17 protein-coding genes are annotated in these 17699 nt (G+C 59.8%); 6 read left to right on the plus strand and 11 right to left on the minus strand.

What is annotated here, in order from left to right:
- The first annotated feature begins 214 nt into the window (after window positions 1-214).
- The 4 genes from ACP2AV_RS02260 to ACP2AV_RS02275 all read left to right on the plus strand — a co-directional run bounded on the left by ACP2AV_RS02260 (window position 215) and on the right by ACP2AV_RS02275 (window position 4512).
- Window positions 215-1057, plus strand: a complete 843-nt coding sequence (locus tag ACP2AV_RS02260) for a hypothetical protein (RefSeq protein WP_426371027.1) — start codon at window positions 215-217, stop codon at window positions 1055-1057.
- Window positions 1058-1146: 89 nt separating this feature from the next.
- Window positions 1147-2106, plus strand: coding sequence for an endonuclease/exonuclease/phosphatase family protein (locus tag ACP2AV_RS02265; protein ID WP_426371347.1), 960 nt, complete (start codon window positions 1147-1149; stop codon window positions 2104-2106).
- A gap of 202 nt (window positions 2107-2308) precedes the next feature.
- Window positions 2309-3415: a 3-isopropylmalate dehydrogenase gene (gene leuB, locus ACP2AV_RS02270; RefSeq protein WP_426371028.1), complete on the plus strand. Its 1107-nt coding sequence runs from the start codon at window positions 2309-2311 to the stop codon at window positions 3413-3415.
- A gap of 371 nt (window positions 3416-3786) precedes the next feature.
- Window positions 3787-4512 carry a metallophosphoesterase gene (locus ACP2AV_RS02275; protein WP_426371029.1) on the plus strand — a complete coding sequence of 242 codons (726 nt, stop codon included), beginning with the start codon at window positions 3787-3789 and terminating at the stop codon, window positions 4510-4512.
- Here ACP2AV_RS02275 and ACP2AV_RS02280 read toward each other — a convergent pair.
- The 5 genes from ACP2AV_RS02280 to ACP2AV_RS02300 all read right to left on the minus strand — a co-directional run bounded on the left by ACP2AV_RS02280 (window position 4509) and on the right by ACP2AV_RS02300 (window position 11186).
- Window positions 4509-6719, minus strand: coding sequence for a PAS-domain containing protein (locus ACP2AV_RS02280; RefSeq protein ID WP_426371030.1), 2211 nt, complete (start codon window positions 6717-6719; stop codon window positions 4509-4511). The two genes, ACP2AV_RS02275 and ACP2AV_RS02280, sit on opposite strands and share 4 nt — an antisense overlap.
- Complete coding sequence (locus ACP2AV_RS02285; protein ID WP_426371031.1) at window positions 6716-7888, minus strand: FIST N-terminal domain-containing protein; 1173 nt, start codon at window positions 7886-7888, stop codon at window positions 6716-6718. The genes ACP2AV_RS02280 and ACP2AV_RS02285 overlap by 4 nt, the downstream gene beginning before the upstream one ends.
- Window positions 7889-7950: 62 nt before the next feature.
- Window positions 7951-8646, minus strand: a complete 696-nt coding sequence (locus tag ACP2AV_RS02290; RefSeq protein WP_426371032.1) for a response regulator transcription factor — start codon at window positions 8644-8646, stop codon at window positions 7951-7953.
- A 166-nt stretch (window positions 8647-8812) separates the two neighbouring features.
- Entirely contained in the window at window positions 8813-10579 is a 1767-nt protein-coding gene (locus ACP2AV_RS02295) for a PQQ-dependent methanol/ethanol family dehydrogenase (RefSeq protein WP_426371033.1), read from the minus strand.
- Between the two features lie 166 nt (window positions 10580-10745).
- Entirely contained in the window at window positions 10746-11186 is a 441-nt protein-coding gene (locus tag ACP2AV_RS02300) for a c-type cytochrome (RefSeq protein WP_426371034.1), read from the minus strand.
- A 165-nt stretch (window positions 11187-11351) separates the two neighbouring features.
- Between ACP2AV_RS02300 and ACP2AV_RS02305 the strand changes: the two genes are divergently transcribed.
- Together ACP2AV_RS02305 and ACP2AV_RS02310 are read left to right on the plus strand one after the other, a co-directional pair.
- The gene (locus tag ACP2AV_RS02305) at window positions 11352-12317 is read left to right on the plus strand and encodes an ABC transporter substrate-binding protein (RefSeq protein WP_426371035.1); all 966 of its coding nucleotides are present in this window, start codon (window positions 11352-11354) and stop codon (window positions 12315-12317) included.
- A gap of 11 nt (window positions 12318-12328) precedes the next feature.
- Entirely contained in the window at window positions 12329-12979 is a 651-nt protein-coding gene (locus ACP2AV_RS02310) for an ATP-binding cassette domain-containing protein (protein WP_426371036.1), read from the plus strand.
- Here the strand turns inward: ACP2AV_RS02310 and ACP2AV_RS02315 are convergent.
- The 6 genes from ACP2AV_RS02315 to ACP2AV_RS02340 all read right to left on the minus strand — a co-directional run bounded on the left by ACP2AV_RS02315 (window position 12961) and on the right by ACP2AV_RS02340 (window position 17673).
- A complete protein-coding gene (locus ACP2AV_RS02315) occupies window positions 12961-13503 on the minus strand; it encodes a tetratricopeptide repeat protein (RefSeq protein WP_426371037.1) in 543 nt (180 codons plus the stop codon). The two genes, ACP2AV_RS02310 and ACP2AV_RS02315, sit on opposite strands and share 19 nt — an antisense overlap.
- Window positions 13504-13580: 77 nt before the next feature.
- Window positions 13581-14369 carry an ABC transporter permease gene (locus ACP2AV_RS02320; protein ID WP_426371038.1) on the minus strand — a complete coding sequence of 263 codons (789 nt, stop codon included), beginning with the start codon at window positions 14367-14369 and terminating at the stop codon, window positions 13581-13583.
- Window positions 14366-15085: an ABC transporter ATP-binding protein gene (locus tag ACP2AV_RS02325; protein WP_426371039.1), complete on the minus strand. Its 720-nt coding sequence runs from the start codon at window positions 15083-15085 to the stop codon at window positions 14366-14368. Before ACP2AV_RS02325 ends, ACP2AV_RS02320 begins: the two co-directional genes overlap by 4 nt.
- Window positions 15082-15528: a hypothetical protein gene (locus ACP2AV_RS02330; protein WP_426371348.1), complete on the minus strand. Its 447-nt coding sequence runs from the start codon at window positions 15526-15528 to the stop codon at window positions 15082-15084. Before ACP2AV_RS02330 ends, ACP2AV_RS02325 begins: the two co-directional genes overlap by 4 nt.
- Before the next feature lie 8 nt (window positions 15529-15536).
- On the minus strand, window positions 15537-16505 hold the full coding sequence (locus ACP2AV_RS02335) for a YVTN family beta-propeller repeat protein (RefSeq protein ID WP_426371040.1): 969 nt from the start codon (window positions 16503-16505) through the stop codon (window positions 15537-15539).
- Window position 16506: 1 nt separating this feature from the next.
- A complete protein-coding gene (locus tag ACP2AV_RS02340) occupies window positions 16507-17673 on the minus strand; it encodes an ABC transporter substrate-binding protein (RefSeq protein WP_426371041.1) in 1167 nt (388 codons plus the stop codon).
- Between the last annotated feature and the right edge of the window lie 26 nt (window positions 17674-17699).

Genomic DNA, 17699 nt, shown 5'->3' on the forward strand with positions numbered 1-17699 from the left:
CCGAAGCGATTGATGCTGAAATTGATGCAATGCCGCACCAGTTTGTCCACGAAACTGCCTTAATCCTTTTGTTAACCTTAACGAGAACTTGCTGGAGTTAGGGAAATGGGCAAAAGTTGGGCAAGAATGAGGTGCGCCGCCACAATTGGCGTACCCCACTCTGGGACAAGGGCGCGGCATTGCATCGCGTTCGACCAATTGAGGGTATAGGGCAGTGATTTTCCGGCTTACGAGCGCGGTCGTACGCGCCATATTGGTGGTCTTACTGATCGCGACCCCTTCGATGCTGTTGCCTGGTGTGACATCGGATGCGACACAGATCGTGGCATTGATTGCAATCTTCGGTGCGGCCCTGACCATTTTCGAATACGCGTCGGCCTACCCGGGCCTGGTCGAATTTCGCGACGCGCCACCGTTCAATCGAATTCGCTTCATTTCGCTTTTCGCGTCGGTGTTCCTGCTGACAGTGATCGCGCGGGGGCAGATCGTTCCGACCGTCATAACCGATTTCGTGACGGCTGTTGGCGCCTTGATCGGATATGTGCTCGATTTCCCGTATTCGCCGGTGCGGCTCATGGTTTTGATGCTGCCCGATGACACGCCGATCCAGGACCAATTGACGGTTCGGACCGCAGCCGGGATGAGCTATCTTATATCGTTGTTGTCGCTGGTGGTCTTTCTGATGGTGCTAAGGGTACAGAGATGGCCGTCGCGGTCAGGGTCGTTCAACGTCTGGGTTAACCTGCCCACATTCGATCCCACTGCGGGCGGCGATGTCGTTGCACGTCTGGAGCGAGACGCGCGATTCAATGTCGCGTTAGGGTTTCTCTTGCCGTTCCTTATTCCGGCTGTGATAAAGTCGGCATCAGACCTTTTCGGGTCCGTGACGCTGCAAAATTCGCAAACGATGATTTGGACGGTGACGGCATGGGCCTTCCTTCCCGCTTCGCTCTTCATGCGCGGCATTGCCTTGGGCAAGGTCGCCGACATGATCGCACGCAAGCGTCGCCAATCCTATTCGGCCTCGGAAGAAAAGCCGTCCTGTCAGCCAGTCTGATTGCGATCGGCGCGGGTGCCTATGCCCAGGACACGATCCGGTTCGCCACCTACCATACCGAATTGTCGCGCAAGGGGCCGGGCCTTCTGTTGCGCGATATCGAAAAAGGTGATCCGCAGGTTGATGCCATTGTCGCTGTGATTGTCAGCGCTGCGCCCGACGTTCTTTTGATTCAAGGGTTTGACCACGATCTTGAAGGTCACGCACTGGCGGCTTTCGCAGACCAACTTGCCGACGCCGGATTAGACCTGCTTTACCGCTACGCGGGCCGCCCCAACACGGGGGTTCAGGTGGGGGCCGATATGGATGGCGACGGTCGTCTGGGTGAGCCCGAAGACGCGCTGAGTTATGGTGCATTTCGTGGGCAGGGGGGCGCCGCACTTTTGTCGGCATTTCCGCTTGGTGTTCCCAAAGATATGACCGCATTGCTTTGGGCGGAACTGCCCTTTGCGCGGTTACCGCAGGTAGACGGTGCCCCGTATTACAGTCCGGAAATTCTGGCCCAGTTGCCACTGTCATCGGTCGTGCACTGGGATGTTCCGGTTCAGGCCCCAGGCGGCTGGATCAACGTTCTTGCATGGCATGGGCAAACACCTGTTTTCGATGGCCCCGAAGATCGCAATGGCTTGCGCGGCGCGGATGAGACGCTGTTCTGGCAGCGATACCTTGACGGCGAAATCGAAGAACGCACCGAAGGTCCGTTTGTCCTCATGGGTACGAGCAATATCGATCCGGTTGATGGCGATGGCCGTCACGAGGCCATGCGCAGCCTTCTGAATGACCCGCGCCTGACAGATCCCGCACCGGCAAGTGCCGGAGCGAAAGAAGCCGCCGATCCTGACCACTCCGGCGACCCGGCCCTTGATACGGTGAGCTACGCAAACCCTGGCCCTGGTAATTTGCGGATAGATTATGTCTTGCCGTCCAGTGCGTTGGACGTGGTGGATGCGGGGGTCGTGTGGCCGACCAGTGATGATCCGTTTGCGGAAACCGTGACAGAGGCCAGTCGCCATCGATTGGTTTGGGTCGACGTTCGCTTTCCCCCCTAGGCGACCAGCGGTGCGATCCCAGGGCGCGCTTGCCGAAGGGCCGCGCGCCGACCCTGACCTGAATGCCCATCGACGCCGCATTTCTAATGTGTGAGGCGCCCCAGACAGGGCGTAGCGGCACGCGCGTGCGCCTGTCGCGGCTTGAATTCCGTGTGCGCGCAGGCTAGGGCACGGCAACCGAATTAACATCAGGAATTGCCCCATGAGCAACCCGTCCCTTCTTATCCTTGCCGGCGACGGCATCGGCCCCGAAGTCATGGCCGAGGTCAAGAAAATCATCGGCTGGTACGGCGACAAACGCGATATGCCGTTCGATGTATCCGAAGGTTTGGTCGGCGGATGCTCGTATGATGAACACGGCACGCCTTTGAGCGATGCGACCATGGCGCAGGCACAAAACGTCGACGCCGTTCTGCTGGGCGCAGTGGGCGGACCGCAGTACGACGATCTGGATTTCAGTGTAAAACCTGAACGGGGCCTGCTGCGCCTGCGCAAGGAAATGGATCTTTTTGCCAACCTGCGCCCGGCCCAGTGTTTCGATGCGCTGGCCGACTTCAGTTCACTGAAAAAAGACGTGGTGGCCGGGCTGGACATCATGATCGTGCGCGAACTGACAAGCGGCATCTACTTTGGCGAGCCGCGCGGCATCTTCGAAGAGGGCAACGAGCGGGTCGGGATCAACACGCAGCGTTACACGGAAAGCGAAATCGCGCGTGTCGCCCGCAGTGCTTTTGAACTTGCCCGCCGCCGCAACAACAAGGTCTGCTCGATGGAGAAGGCCAACGTGATGGAAAGCGGCATCTTGTGGCGCGAGGTCGTGACCGAAGTGCACCAGGCCGAATACGCCGATGTCGAGCTGTCCCACATGTACGCTGACGCCGGCGCGATGCAGCTTTGCCGGTGGCCCAAGCAATTCGATGTGATCGTGACCGACAATCTGTTTGGCGATCTCTTGTCCGATGCTGCCGCGATGCTGACCGGGTCGCTTGGCATGTTGCCGTCAGCGTCGCTGGGGGCGCCGATGCCCAACGGTCGCCCCAAAGCGCTGTACGAGCCGGTGCATGGCTCGGCCCCTGACATCGCCGGCCAGGGCAAGGCGAACCCCATTGCCTGTGTCCTGTCGTTCGCCATGGCGCTGCGCTACAGCTTCGACGCGGGGGCCGAGGCAGACCGGCTGGAACAGGCGGTCGAAACCGTGTTGGCCGATGGCGCGCGCACTGCGGACTTGTTGGGCGAAGAAGGCAAGACACCTGTTTCCACCAGCGAGATGGGCGATCTGATCGTCGCAGCGCTAGACGCCAGTCTTTGACAGCATTGAAGAAGATCGCGAAAGGAAAGGGCGCCCGGCGGCGCCCTTTTTCATTCAAGTGCATAGAACTTTCCGAGACGTTGGCGGGGCCTTTCAGCACGCGACGCGGGCGTTGAACAGACGCCCAATGAAGAAAAGAACCGGTGAAATTTCAGCCACGATCCTGGCGCCTGTTCTTGCGCGCTTGATGCCAAGGCGCACGTGCGCTGGATACCGGTTAGAAATAGCAGTAGCATGACGTTGCTGACGCCAGTTACAGCGGCAAATCCGCGGTCCCATGTCGCGACCACAAGAGCACATTCAACCGTCCCATGATCAAATTCCTCCAATCCCTCGCACGACGGCTTGGCCCGACGTACGCAACGCAACCGGTGCCCGATCAACCATTTTACGCGATCGGGGATATCCACGGGCGCGATGATTTGCTGCGTGGATTAATCGACCAAATCCACTTGGATGCAACGCAGCGCGGGCATGCCCCTACCATCGTGTTTCTTGGCGACATGGTCGATCGTGGTCCGGCAGCGTCGCAGGTTCTGGCGACGGTGCGGGACCACATTGAAACCTACCCCGGGTCCAGCGCACTGGCGGGAAACCACGAAGAGATGCTTCTGGAGTTTCTTGATGATCCTGCGGACACGGGCCTGCGTTGGCTAAAGCACGGCGGGCTAGAGACACTGAACAGCTTTGGGATCGATCCTCTGCGCGGGGATCTGGATGTTGATGCACTTTTGGCTGTGTCGGATGCTTTAATGCAAGCTTTGGGCAATGATCGCCCAGGTAGCACGGTGCATTGGCTGCGCAATCTTCCCACGCAATGGGTCAGCGGAAACGTGCATTGCGTGCACGCAGGAATGGACCCTGATCGCGCGCCCGACTCGCAACCCAGGTCGGTATTGCTGTGGGGGTGCCCGACGTTTCTGCGCCAAACCCGGACAGACGGCATGTGGGTGGTGCACGGGCATACCGTCGTACCGGACTCAGTGGCGGCGTCAGGTCGAATTTCGATTGATACAGGGGCTTATCGCAGTGGGGTTTTGACCGCCGCGGCGATAGATCCAACGGGCGACGTCCGGTTCATGCAAGAGACCGTTTAACGCTGCGAGCCGAGCGCGACCTCGGTCAGGAATGACGCCAGGCCAACCGGGTCAATCGGTTTGTGCATGATTTGGATCCCACGGGCGCGGCACGCTTCGATCGTCGCCAAGGACCTGTCGGCGGTGATGATCCTTGCAGGCACCGCGCTGCATAAAGGGTCCAGCATATCGCGCACGTCCAGCCCGGTTTCCCCGTCGCTCAACTGGTAGTCGATAAGCAGGGCATCGGGGCAGATCGCAAGCTCATTCAAAAGGTCTTGGGCTTCCTTGCCGCTACTGGCTTCGATAACGGCGACGCCCCAACGTTCCATTGTCAGGGTCAAGGCCCGGCGCAGTTCGTCATCATTTTCAACCAAAAGAACCAGCGTGCCCGCCAAACCGGTACTGACCGGGGTCGCATGTGGTTTGGGCACTGATCCAGGGCTGCGGCCGCGGGCAAGTGGAACGGAAACCGAAAATACCGACCCGCGTTCAGGTGTTGATGCAACAGAGAGCGGATGGCGCAGAAGGCCGCAGGCCCGCTCTACAATCGCCAGTCCCAGCCCCATCCCTTCGGATGCTGAAGCACGCGCATTCAGACGATGGAATTCTTTGAAAATGTCTTCGAGGTCGGAATTTGGAATGCCCGGCCCGGTATCCCAGATTTCGAACCGAACCTGCCTGCCGCGTCGCCGCGCACCAACAACGACCCGGCCCGACTGCGTGTAACGAACGGCATTGCCGATCAGATTCTGAAGAATCCTGCGGATATAGCTGGCGTCGGTTTCGATCACCGCGTCACAGATATACATCCGCAAATCCAGACCCTTCTGGGACGCGAGCGGCGTGAATTCGGACGACAGCTGCTCAAGCAGCGGGCGCACCTGAACCGGCTCAATCTCTACAGCGGCCGCGCCTGATTCCAGCTTTGAGATATCCAGAAGCGCGTCGATGATGTGATCGACAGAATTCAGCGCACCCAGGGCCTTTTGCAACGTTGTCTTGCGGTTCGGGTCCTGCGTGTCCTCGGCGGCAGAGGCAACGAACAATTTTGCCGCGGACAGGGGCTGCAGCAGGTCATGCGACGCTGCGGCTACAAAGCGTGACTTCGATGCGTTGGCCCGCTCTGCATCCGCCAAAGCGTCTTCCAGTTCCAGCGTGCGTTCCTGAACGCGCCGTTCCAAGCCTTCCTTAGCCTCAAGCAGCGTGCGCGCGTTTTCCCGTTCGGCCGTAATATCCGAAAATGCGGCGACAAAGCCGCGGTCGGGCATTTCCTGCACCGTGACATGCAGAACGACAGATTTGCCCCGGGTCATTTCGAAGGCCATCGGCGGGCGGTTTTGAGAGTTCACCCAAGAGACGACCTGATCGATCGTCATGGTGTCGCTGTCGATATCCTGGGCCTTGTTCAAGAGGGTGGAAAAGTCTGTACCCAGGCGCAGATTGCTAACCGGTATGGACAGAAGATCGCTGACGATGCGGTTCCAGCTGACCAGATGCCCATTCCCGTCGAACACCGTGACACCATGATCCAGGTGCTCCAGCGTGTTGCCGATCAGCCGGGCCTGGTTGTCCAGAATGCGCGACCGTTCGCGCCGTTCCAGGCGCATGATATCAGTGATGTCGGTCTGCATGATGACGGTCTGGCCGTCGGGGGTCCGATGCTCGCTGACCTGGACCCACCGATCCCCGGTGATGGACACGTTGAACACAACGTGCTTGTCCTGATGACGGCGGTGCCGGGTCGCGCGCCAGGATTCTGGCGTTTCGCCTTGTGGCATATCCAGGCTGGGCGACAGGCTGACCTGTTCAATGTAGTCTGAAAAAGTCAGCCCCGGCGCGAGAGCGGCGCGAATATCGGGCATGAACATTCCGAACCGGCTGTTGAACAACAACAGCTGGTCGTCCGCGTCGAACAGCGCGAATCCCTCTTGGATCGTTTCGATCGCGCCAGCCAGCGTGGCGCGGGCGTCTTCGGCGGCGCGGTTGGCTTCGGCCAGCTGGTTGTTGGATGCATTGAGAAGATCGAGCGCGCGTTCCAGTTCGCGCGTTCGTGTCCGAACCTGGTCTTCCAGCATGACCGCGCGCTGAAAATGTGCGTAGGATGCGCCCTCGTCGTCGGTGACCTGTTCGACCCGCTTGACCAGAACATCCGCTATGGTCAGCAGTTTTTCGTTCTGACGGGCCAGTGAATCCTCTGGATTGATGAACGAACTGGCGCGGTTCATGGATCGCTGCCCGGGGGATAGATTGCAACGCCCGTCACCGTCTGGTTCACATGCATCCCCGCGATTTGTTCGCCATAGGTCGAAAACCCGACCACGTCGTGTTTTTCAAGGATCTCTGAGATTGCTCGGCTGAGTTGCTTTTCCTGTGCTTCCATGCGGCGCAGGATGCAATCGCAAGCAATGATTGCAGCGGGTTTGACGGACCGGCCAAGATCGCTCAGCGAGGAATCCAGGTGTTTTACCATATCGGTTGGGTCGGCCAGCGTCAGAACCAGACCTTCTTCGATGGCGGCAAAGAAAAGCAGGTCCCCGGTTTCCGTAACCCTTTGAATTGACCGAACATGATGGGTACCGCCAAATCGAACGACGACCGGACGCGCCGCAAAGGTATACGTATCCATCCCTTCGGGATCTTTGCCAAGCATTCTGGCGTATTCGCGGGCGGATGGTTCGGCATTGATCTGGTGGACGATACGCTTTTCCGGATCCGCCGAAGTTACGACCATGCGTCGGTCTGACGGTTCGAAATGGTCAAAGGAAAACACCTTTATCGGGCAGCAAGTGCGCACATAGGTCAGGACGGCCGCGCGTCGGTAGATGCGGCCATCATACGCGATCAGGGGGTCGCCGAAATGATCGCCATCCCCGGCCGATCCACCGAACAAAGGAACAGGCCCAAGGGCGTTTGCACAGGCAGCGACCACGGTATCTTCCTTGCGGGACATGCCGTCGACCAGCAAAAACGCGAATTCGCTGTCCCAATCGGGATGCGCCGCAGTGAGTTTCGAGCGCGTCGTGACCCCTTCGGACATCAGGTTCTGCTGGTCCAGTTCGCCAACATGCGGGATCAAGATGGAAGACGCGGCGAAGTGCTTTGATGGCAGCCCAACAGCAATGATTGAATTTTCGTCGTAGCCGCCGTTTCCAAGTTCGCCGCCGGTTGTGCAGCCGATAACGGTCACGCCGGCGAAATGAACAGCCGCATCTGTGACGACCTTTTCGAAATCCGCTTCGGGCGAGACGAACAGGATCAAAAGGGAAAAGCGCTCTTCGCCCAACATGCTGCGCAATTTGGCAACGGCATCGGGCGCGTCGCAATCGACTTGCGCGCGCGGGACAAGCGATGCGTCAAACGCGCCTGCAGGGATAGGTGCCCCCCCGGCGAACATGATGATCCTCCCAAATCAATGGTTCGCGCTTTGCTACCAAACCACCTTGCAAGCTTTGCAACCTACCCGGGGTTTTGCAACAGATTCTCGAAATTGGCTTCGTTGGCGATCAATACGGCCTGTGTTCTGCTCTGGACGCCCAGTTTTCGCATGATCGCCGTGACATGGGCTTTTACCGTTGCTTCGGCAATCGACAGTTCAAAGGCGATTTGCTTGTTCAGCTTGCCTTGGCAGATCAATGCCAGAATTCTCATCTGCTGGCGCGTCAATTGTCCCATACGCTCTAACGCGTCCTGATGGCGATCGGTCGTATCGGGGTCCGTATTGTCTATTGTCACCCCTTCGGGAAGAAACCTGTCACCACGCGCAATCGCTTCGAAAGCGGCCTGGAACACCTCGCGGGCGCTATGCTTGGGCACAAAGCCCGAAGCGCCGGCGCGGATGGTTGAACGCACCATCCGTGTATCGGCCATCGACGACACGACGACCACGGGAATATCTTCGGCAAAGCGTTTGAGGCGGATCAGCCCGTCGAGCCCCGTCACGTCGGGCAGGTCCAGATCCAGCAAGATCACATCCGGAGCGCTACCGTTTTCCAGAGCATCCAGGGCCGCGGCCAGGTTTTGTGCCGTACTGACCGTCTCTACGCCGACCACCATACGCAACGTCATGGACAAGGCATCGCAGAACAGCGGATGATCGTCGATGATCAACGTGCTGCGAAGCTTGTTGTTGTCTTGGGGCACCTGCGCGGACATGACCTGAACCACTCCTTTTCCATGAATGCTAGCACGCAGGCGCGCAACAGGGGTAGCAACACAATAGTCGCAAGGAAGGTTAAGAAAAATGCTGGGCCAGCGGTGTTTCGCGCAATGAAAAAGGGGCGCCCTTTGCAGGCGCCCCAAAGCGATTCATGGCGTCAGCTTAGTCTGCCGAGGCCAGCTGTTTGGGCAGTTTGAAGGTCCAGAGCATGCCGCCTTGGTTCAGGTAGTTCACCTTCTTGGCAACCTCGCCGCCCCAGAGCGGAACAGCCCCGCCCCAGCCCGAAATGACTGACACATATTGTTCGCCCTCCATCTCCCAGGTGATCGGCTGGCCAACGATGCCCGAGCCGGTCTGGAACGACCACAGCTCTTCACCGGTTTCATCATCCAGCGCGATGAATTTGCCTTCGGGGGTGCCAAAGAACACCAGCCCGCCAGCAGTGGTCATCACGCCGCCCCAAAGCGGTGCTTCGTTCGTGTATTCCCACTTCCATTCGCCGGTCATCGGATCGACCGCCTTGAGCGACCCGATGTGGTCTTCGTACATCGGTTTGATGGTAAAGCCCGAGCCCAGATAGGCTGCACCCTTTTTGAAGGTCACAGGTTCGTTCCAGATATCCATGCCCCATTCGTTCGAAGGCACATAGAACAAGCCGGTCTTCTGGCTGTAGGCCATTGGCATCCAGTTTTTGCCGCCAAGGAATGACGGGGTTGAAAACACCGTATCGCCTTTGCCGCCATCGGCGGCCTCGGACGGATCGCCTGGGCGGTTGTCTTCGTCAAAGATCGGGCGTCCGTTATCGTCAATTCCCTTGGCCCAAGAGATATCCTTGACGAAGGGCCAGGCATCGACGAATGAGCCGTCTTCGCGGTTCAGGACATAAAAGAAACCGTTGCGATCGGCCGTGGCGAATTTCTTGTTGCCGTCGGCATCCACAAAGGCGACGACTTCGTTCACCCCATCATAGTCCCAGCCTTCGCGCGGGGTGGTCTGAAAGTGCCACTTGATCTCGCCGGTCTTGGGATCGATTCCGATGCGGGACGCCGCATACAGGTTGTCGCCCGCGTTGCCTTCGGTCGGCCTGCCGGCATTGCGCAGATAGCTGTTCCAAGGGGCCGGGTTGCCGGCGCCCATGACCAGCGTGTCCGTGTCGGCATCATAGCTGCCACCCAGCCACGTTGCGCCACCACCGGTTTTCCACATGTCGCCCGGCCAGGTCGCGTTCAGCGTGCCGGTCATGGTGCTTTCTTCGCCGTTCAATGTGCCCATGTGGCCTTCGATCACGGGACGGGTCCAGACAACATCGCCGGTTTCCGCATCGCGGGCCTGCACTTCGCCAACGATGCCGAATTCGCCGCCCGAATTGCCGGTAATGATCAGCCCGTCTACAATTATCGGGGCAGCTGTGTAGGAATAGCCTGCCTTGTAGTCGGCGATTTTGTCGCGCCAGACAACGTCCCCCGTCTTCAAATCCAGTGCGACGATGCGCGCATCCAGAGTGCCGAAATAGATCTTGTCGCCATAGATTGCGGCGCCGCGGTTGACCACGTCACAGCAGGGCAAAATGCCTTCGGGCAGGCGCGCGTCATATTGCCAGATTTCTTCGCCGGTCATCACGTCGATCGCGTACAGGCGCGAATACGATCCGGTGATGTACATGATCCCGTCGTAAACCAGCGGCTGGGTTTCTTGCCCGCGCTGCTTTTCGCCGCCGAGACTGAAGGCCCAGGCCGGCAGCAGATTTTCGACATTGTCCTTGTTGAGCGTATCCAGCGGGCTGTAGCGCTGCAGGTGGCGCCCCATACCGTTGGTGACGACCTGACTGGTGTCGGTCTGGTCGTTCGCCAGATCCTCTTCGGTGACATTCGCCACCGCGCTCGTGGCCACCAGCGCACCGATCGCGGCAGATGCGATTAACCTGATCATTATGATCTTCCTCCCTAAGGTTGGGGCCGCCAAACGCGGCAGGCCGCGCCAATCCTCACAGGCACGGTTGACCATAGGCTAAGCAAATCAAGCGATCGTGAGAATTGAACGATAGTCGTATGAGTCGCCTCTGCCAGGTTGGCTGGCACCGCAACGGCCCCAGGAATCAATCCTTGGAAAGATCGTCGGTGATCGCGGCCCCGTCGCGTGTTGTGATCGCGCGAAGGTAAGACAGGATAAAGTCCTGCACAGCGCGCTCTTCAATCCCGACGTGGCGCATTCGAGTGCCGGGCATGAAGCCGGTGTTGTCTTCCATCCAGGCGCGCAGCGCCGCTTCGGTCCACACGATGCCCGATGCTGCCAGCGCGGTGGAATAGTCAAAGCCGGGATAGGTCCCCGCTCCGCGCCCAATTATGTTCTCCAACGGGGGGCCATAGCTGGCGTCTTGGGCATTGTCTGCGTGGCAGCGACGACATTCGGCGTCAAACAGCGCTTGGCCTGCGTTTATCTTGGCTTGTTCGAACACCTTCGGTCCCTCGGCCAGAACTGCGGTCGGCAAGGTTGTCGCGCATAGGGCAAGTGCAATGGCGGTTGACAGGTGTTTCATAGCTCGGCTCCTTCTGGGCGGGTACGACACAAGGATAGGCCTGCATGGCCTCAGGCGCGGTTGATGCAAGTCAAACCGGCGCGATTTCGCGTCTCGTGCTTTGGTCGTAATTCCTGACGCGCAGCGGGCTGTTAGGGTGTTCCAAAGACTCTGGGAGGAGACATCATGTTCTTGCGCACACTCGCCACGGCCACCGCGCTTTGCGTCGCGGGGATTGCGGCCCAGGCCGCAGACACGCTGAAGGCTGCCGTGCTCGAGATCGGGACGGTCAACTGGGAACTCGATACGATCAAACACAACGGCTTCGACGCTGCGAACGGCTTTGATCTGCAAGTACAGGGATTGGCCGGAAGCGCGGCTGCGAAAGTGGCGTTTCAAGGCGGTGAAGCCGATGTCATCGTGTCCGACTGGCTGTGGGTCGCGCGCCAGCGGGCGGCAGGCCACGACTATGTTTTTGTTCCCTATTCCAAGGCTGTAGGTGGGATAATGGTCCCCGGTGACAGCAGCGCACAGTCGCTGGCAGATCTGAAGGGCGGCAAGATTGGCATCGCGGGCGGACCGCTGGACAAGAGCTGGTTGATCCTGCGAGCCTACGCCGCACAGGAATACGGGTTGGATCTGGCCGCCGAGACCGAGCAGGTGTTCGGCGCGCCGCCGTTGATATTCAAGGCCGGGCTCAAGGGCGAGGTCGACGGCGCGATCAACTTTTGGCATTTCATGGCCAAGATGGATGCCGCCGGCATGCGTCGCCTGATCAGTGTGGCAGATGCGGCCGAAGCGTTGGGGCTGTCGCCCGATACGCCGCTTTTGGGCTATGTGTTCCGGGGTGAAATGCTGCTTGACAACCCTGCGCTGGTGCACGGTCTGGCCGCGGCCAGCCGCGCTGCGAAAGACCTGTTGGCGACCGACGACGCGGCATGGGAGCGGCTGCGTGAGCGAATGAACGTCAAGTCCGACGCACAATTCGATGCGCTCAAGGCAGGGTTTCTTGAAGGTATCCCAGACACTGGCCCGGTCGACGAAGAGGCCGCCGATGCCATGCTGCGGCTGATGGCCGAACTGGGCGGTTCCGAATTGCTCGGGGAAGCCACGCGCCTGCCCGACGGGCTGTTCGTGCAGTCCGGGTCTTGAGTCTGGGCGCCATGACCGCGGACCAGCAGACCGGTGCGCATTCCACGGTCGCGCCCGTTCTTTCGGTTGCGATCAGTGGGTTGTCCTATGGCGAAACGCCGGTTCTGGGGGCTGTGTCATTTCAATTGGTGGCGGGGGAAACGGTTGCGATCACCGGGCCGTCCGGGATCGGAAAATCCAGCCTGCTGCGGGCGGTCGCGGGGCTTCACAAGGATTGGAGCGGGGATATCCGTGCGCCCGGCCGCATTGCCTTTGTGTTTCAAGAGCCCACACTGTTGCCTTGGCGAACCGCCCGGGCGAACATCACCCTGACGGCAGGGGTTTCGGACGATGCAGCAAACGTTGCGCTTGCCGAAGTCGGACTGGCTGGGTTGGGGGATCGTTATCCGGCGCAACTTTCGCTTGGCCAGCAACGTCGTCTGGCGCTGGCCCGGGCCTTTGCCGCCGACCCCGCTTTGATGCTGCTGGACGAGCCGTTTGTATCGCTCGACCCGGACCTGGCATTGGAGATGATGGACCTGTTTACCGCCCTTCGTGCACGGCGCGGCGTCGCGACGCTGCTGGTCACGCATGTTCAGGGCGAAGCTGACCGGCTGACGGACCGTGTGATCCACCTGGGCGGATCGCCCGCCGTGATCGATCGTCAGAACATCGGCGCGTAGCGCCAGTTGTCGGCATCCGGGGTCACTTCGTCCAGATCGTAATCGGCGCCTTGCAGACGTTTGGCAATGTCCAGCCCGGCCTGCGCTGCCTGGTCGACCATCGCGCGGCCAGCGGTTTCGTCCTGCGCCGTGCCGAAGCCGCGCATCATGTTGACACCGTGGTTGAACATGCCGATCGGATCGCCCGCTTCTGCGGCGCGACGGTCCCATTCGGCGGCCGCGTCAGGGTTGAATTCGCCTCCTGCGCCGTTCTGTTCCAGATAGCTCATCCATGTCATTGCGCCGGTGTACCCGTCGGCCGCGCAACGTTCAAAGATGATCCGGGCGGTTTCAAAATCTCCGGCTTTGGCCATGGCATATCCCATCGCGCACATGACCATTCCGCTTTGCCCGTTTTCGGCCTGTTTGCGAAAGCTGCGCCAGGTCATTTCCTCGGGGTTCAATTCGCCGCCTTCGGTTTCTGCCGCCACAACCGGGGCCGCAACGCACGCCGCCAAAAATGCCGATACCAAGATGCGTTTCATTCGTGCTCTCCCTATCTCAGGGCCTGTTCTAGCACAAAACCGTGTGTAAATCCGCCCCCGGATGGTCGTAGAAAAGGTCAGCCCTTCTTCCGGATCAAGCCGCGCGCCGGGTCATAACCCCATAGGGCAAGTGCCATGAACAGCGCGGTGCAGGCGATGACAACGGCCAGCGCCATGGGTTCCAGTTTTCCATACAGTGCGAACCGGATCAGTTCGACCGCGTGGCTGAACGGGTTCAGCGCACAGATGTCGTGCAGCAGCTCTGAGCTTTCAGCCATCTTCCACAGCGGATAGAGCGCGGTCGACAGAAAGAACATCGGGAAGATCACAAAGTTCATCACGCCCGCGAAATTCTCCAGCTGCTTGATGGTGGACGACAGCGCCAACCCAAGCGCGCCCAGCATCAAGCCGCCAAGGAAAAGGGCGGGAATTACCGTCAAATAGCCCTGCCAGGGGGCCGTGATCCCGAACGCGGCAGCAATCGCCAGAAACACCACGCCCTGCAAAACCGATATCAGGGTTGAACCAACCAGTTTGCAGGTCAGCAGCCACCAACGCGGCAGCGGTGATGTCAGCAAAAGGCGCATGGATCCCATTTCGCGGTCATAGACAAGCGACAGTGACGATTGCATCCCGTTGAACAAAAGGATCATGCCGCACAGGCCCGGTACGATATAGGTCTCGTAGGTGATATAGGTCTGGTAGGGCGGGATGATCGACAGCCCCAAAGCAGCCCGAAACCCGGCGGCAAAAACCACCAACCAGACAAGCGGCCGGACCAGCGCAGCGATGAACCGACCACGTTGGTGCACAAAGCGCAGCGCTTCGCGGGTGCAAATGGCTTGCAGTGCGATCAGCCAGATCATGCGGGCGGTCCCGTTTTGGCCAGGAACACATCTGACAGAGGTTGGCCCGCGCGGATGGCTCCGGCTGTTCCATCCTCAAGGACGCGGCCCTGGTGCAGAATGATCAAGCGGTCGGTGTCGCGCACTTCATCGGTCAAATGCGTCGCCCAAAGCACTGTCAGGCCTTCGAGCGCGGCCAATTCGTGCACGTGGTCGGTGATGGCGGCCCGGGCGGCGGCGTCAAGGCCCACGGTCGGCTCGTCCAAGAGCAAGACCTTGGGGCGGTGGATCAGCGCGCGCGCGATTTCGGTCCGGCGCCGGTGCCCCCCGTTCAGATCGCGCGCTTTTTCATGGGCGCGTTCGGCCATGCCAAGTCGATCCAATGCGGCCATGGACCTGTGGCGCGCCTGCGTGCCCCCGATCCCGTGCAGAGCGGCGAAGTAGGTGAGATTGCGCAACACAGACAGATCAAGATCAAGCGTCGGACTTTGGAATACCACCCCGATTTCGGCCAGCGCTTTGCGCGGCGTGGCGCGCAAGTCATGCCCAGCGATCGTGATGTGTCCATTTTGCGTGGTGAACAGGTGGGTCAGCAAGCCAAACAGGGTCGACTTGCCTGCCCCGTTCGGCCCTAAAAGCGCGCAAAATGCCCCCGGGGCAACGTCAAAAGACACGCCAGATAATGCCTGGCGTGCCCCGTAGTTGTAATCGATGCCTTGGAGCGAAAGCCCAGTCACTCGATGGAAATCTCCAGCCGTTGCGTTTCACCGGTCGAGCCTGGCACGCGCAGGGAATAGGACCCGGGCTTTATCGCTAGAAAGCCGATCTCCATCGTGCCCGCTTCGTCGAATTCCACACTGTCCAATCCAAGGGGACGGATTTCCAGACCTTCGATCACGATCTCGTCGATCCAGATCGCCCGGAAAAATTCCGATCCCACCAGCGCAAGTTCCTGGCTGCCATCTGCTTCGATTTCAATTTCATAGTAGGTGCCAGATTTCAGTGCTAAAGGCGCGTCGGCCAAAGGTTCGCCGGCGGACAGGGTGATTGGTGGCAGGTCTTGTTTGTTGCTGGCTGACAGGATGCCGGCCATACCAAAACCGCCGTCATCATCATCGTCGTCGGCCATCGCGCCGAAGGGAAGTGCGGCCATCATCATGGCAAGGACTGTTTTCTTCATCATTTGGTTTACTCCGTTATTCGCAATGCAGCGCCCCAGGGAAAGCGGCCGACTTTGATGGTTTTGATCGGGTTGCGTTTGGCCACGTCGATGACGGTGACGTCACCCGACACGCCGTTGGTGGTAAACAGCAGCGACTTGTCGGCGTTGAAGGCCAGATGCCAGACGCGGCGACCTACCAACAGGTAGTCTTCCACCTGGTAGGTATCCGTATTGACCACCGCGACATGGTTGGCCGGGCCAAGTGCCACAAAGGCGGTCTTTTCATCGTCGGTCAGTTCAAATCCGACGGGTTGAACGCGGTCAGGATGGACGCCGTCGATCGCAAAGTCGATCTTGGCGACTTGCGCCTGGTCGGCCACGTTGAAAACGGTGATCGTGCCACCAATTTCCGAGCTGACCCACATCTGCGTGCCGTCCTTTACGAACTCAGCGTGACGGGGGCGGCTGTCGACAAGGGTATTGGCGAACAGCTTTTGGGTTTCCGTATCGATCCAGTGCGCCATGTTGGTGGTTTCGGACGTGGTGATGGCGATCTTGCCATCGGGGCTGACGGCCATGCCTTCGGGTTCGATGCCCACATCGATCTGGGCCACGACCTTGCGCGTTTGTGTGTCGACAACGGTGGTGATCGCATCATCTTCATTGGCGATATACAGGTGCCGATCATCGGGGTGCAGGACGAACTGTTCGGGATCTTCGCCTGATGGAAGATCATGCAGGATTTCGCCGGTCGCCGGGTCCATGACCTGCACGGTGTCACTGTCCGAAGCGCAAATATAGACCACGCTCTGATCGTGGCTAAAGGTGATGCCGCGGGGGCGTTCGCCGGTCGAATAGGTCTTGATCACGTCCAGCGTTTCCAGGTCGATCACGCTGACGGTGTCGTCCTTTTCATTCGTGACCCAGATTTCGTCGGCCAGGGCAGGTGCGGTGGGCAAGGCGGCCAGCAAGGCCGCTGAGATCAAATGGCGCATATCAATCCTCGAAGACAGTGCAGGTGGATTCTGGGGCGTCCTGCCCCAAGGTGTCCAATTCGCTGACAGGGTGCAAAAAGCCATCAAGAGGGGCCATGGCAACGACTGCGCGGTCGGTCACCAGCGGAATCGGTTGGCGCAATTGGCCGTTCCAGGGGCGAAAGGACAACGGGCGGCCCTTGAAGCCAGCCAGTTCGAAATCGTCCGAAAGCAGGTAGGCGCGCAGGGTGGCCGGGTCAGCGGCATTGGTTCGGGTCACGGCCTCGCCAATGGCGCGGATGGCGGCCCAGGCTGCATAGTCGCGCGGGCGCATGTCGCGACCAGCAGCGCCCTGAAACCTTGACTGCAATTGCGCTGCGCCCCACTGTTCGACCACCGGGGCCCATGTGCGCGGGCGCAACCCATCGCTGCCTGCAATCGGGCGCGGTTCCCACGTGTTATAGGCGATGTAGCGCGCGAAATCGTCGGTTTCGTCTGCAACGATCAACACGTCATGTTCTTTCAAGGTTTGCGTAAAGGGGGGGATCTCTTGCGCGGCGCTGCGACGCATGTCGGCCTTGTCATCCCACGCTTTTTCGTCGCGCAGTTTCAGTTGGAACTTGGTCAGGGAATGGCGCATCGCTGCGGCAAAGGACAGATCGGCAGGCTTGGTGCCGGTGACCATGGCCACATCCGTCCAACGCTTGCGAACAAGGAACTGGGCCAGCGCATCGGTGCGCATCGCGTCCGAGGGCGCGACGTGCAACAGGTTCGCACGGCAATCGGCCTGACGCAGGGCAACGTCGCCGGCGGAAACGTTCATCAAGATCGCGCCCCGCGCTTCCGGCAGATCGGCTACGGCGATCAAATCGGCGGCAGGCATATCCAGGACCAAAAGCTGCGTGTCAGCCAGCGCCGTACGTGCAGCGTCCAGCAATGCACCACCCGGCGGCACCGAGATCACGTTGAGCGCGAACGTCTGGTTTAAAAAGCGCCCGGTTGACGAATTGTCCTCAAGCGCGACCCGCGCGCCGGCAAGCCCGTCATCGTCGGGAACAGGGTCGAGGTTCGAAAGCGTCGGGGGATGATCGATTTCTTGACGCAGGTACCCCATGCGCACGTCAACGGCGCTTGCGCAAGTGGCGCACAATACCATTGCCGCCGCCAATGAGGCAGCCAGATAGCGCATTCAATTTCCTCCCTTGCCCAATACTA

Source organism: Aliiroseovarius sp. PTFE2010, from assembly GCF_049943335.1.
GTDB lineage: Bacteria > Pseudomonadota > Alphaproteobacteria > Rhodobacterales > Rhodobacteraceae > JBNFVY01.

Bases quoted from the DNA above. Each gene is read 5' to 3' on its own strand.
- leuB (WP_426371028.1), top strand. From the start codon at position 2,309: ATGAGCAACCCGTCCCTTCTTATCCTTGCCGGCGACGGCATCGGCCCC.
- ACP2AV_RS02280 (WP_426371030.1), bottom strand. From the start codon at position 6,719: ATGAACCGCGCCAGTTCGTTCATCAATCCAGAGGATTCACTGGCCCGT.
- ACP2AV_RS02285 (WP_426371031.1), bottom strand. From the start codon at position 7,888: ATGTTCGCCGGGGGGGCACCTATCCCTGCAGGCGCGTTTGACGCATCG.
- ACP2AV_RS02290 (WP_426371032.1), bottom strand. From the start codon at position 8,646: ATGTCCGCGCAGGTGCCCCAAGACAACAACAAGCTTCGCAGCACGTTG.
- ACP2AV_RS02295 (WP_426371033.1), bottom strand. From the start codon at position 10,579: ATGATCAGGTTAATCGCATCTGCCGCGATCGGTGCGCTGGTGGCCACG.
- ACP2AV_RS02300 (WP_426371034.1), bottom strand. From the start codon at position 11,186: ATGAAACACCTGTCAACCGCCATTGCACTTGCCCTATGCGCGACAACC.
- ACP2AV_RS02305 (WP_426371035.1), top strand. From the start codon at position 11,352: ATGTTCTTGCGCACACTCGCCACGGCCACCGCGCTTTGCGTCGCGGGG.
- ACP2AV_RS02310 (WP_426371036.1), top strand. From the start codon at position 12,329: ATGACCGCGGACCAGCAGACCGGTGCGCATTCCACGGTCGCGCCCGTT.
- ACP2AV_RS02315 (WP_426371037.1), bottom strand. From the start codon at position 13,503: ATGAAACGCATCTTGGTATCGGCATTTTTGGCGGCGTGCGTTGCGGCC.
- ACP2AV_RS02320 (WP_426371038.1), bottom strand. From the start codon at position 14,369: ATGATCTGGCTGATCGCACTGCAAGCCATTTGCACCCGCGAAGCGCTG.
- ACP2AV_RS02330 (WP_426371348.1), bottom strand. From the start codon at position 15,528: ATGAAGAAAACAGTCCTTGCCATGATGATGGCCGCACTTCCCTTCGGC.
- ACP2AV_RS02335 (WP_426371040.1), bottom strand. From the start codon at position 16,505: ATGCGCCATTTGATCTCAGCGGCCTTGCTGGCCGCCTTGCCCACCGCA.
- ACP2AV_RS02340 (WP_426371041.1), bottom strand. From the start codon at position 17,673: ATGCGCTATCTGGCTGCCTCATTGGCGGCGGCAATGGTATTGTGCGCC.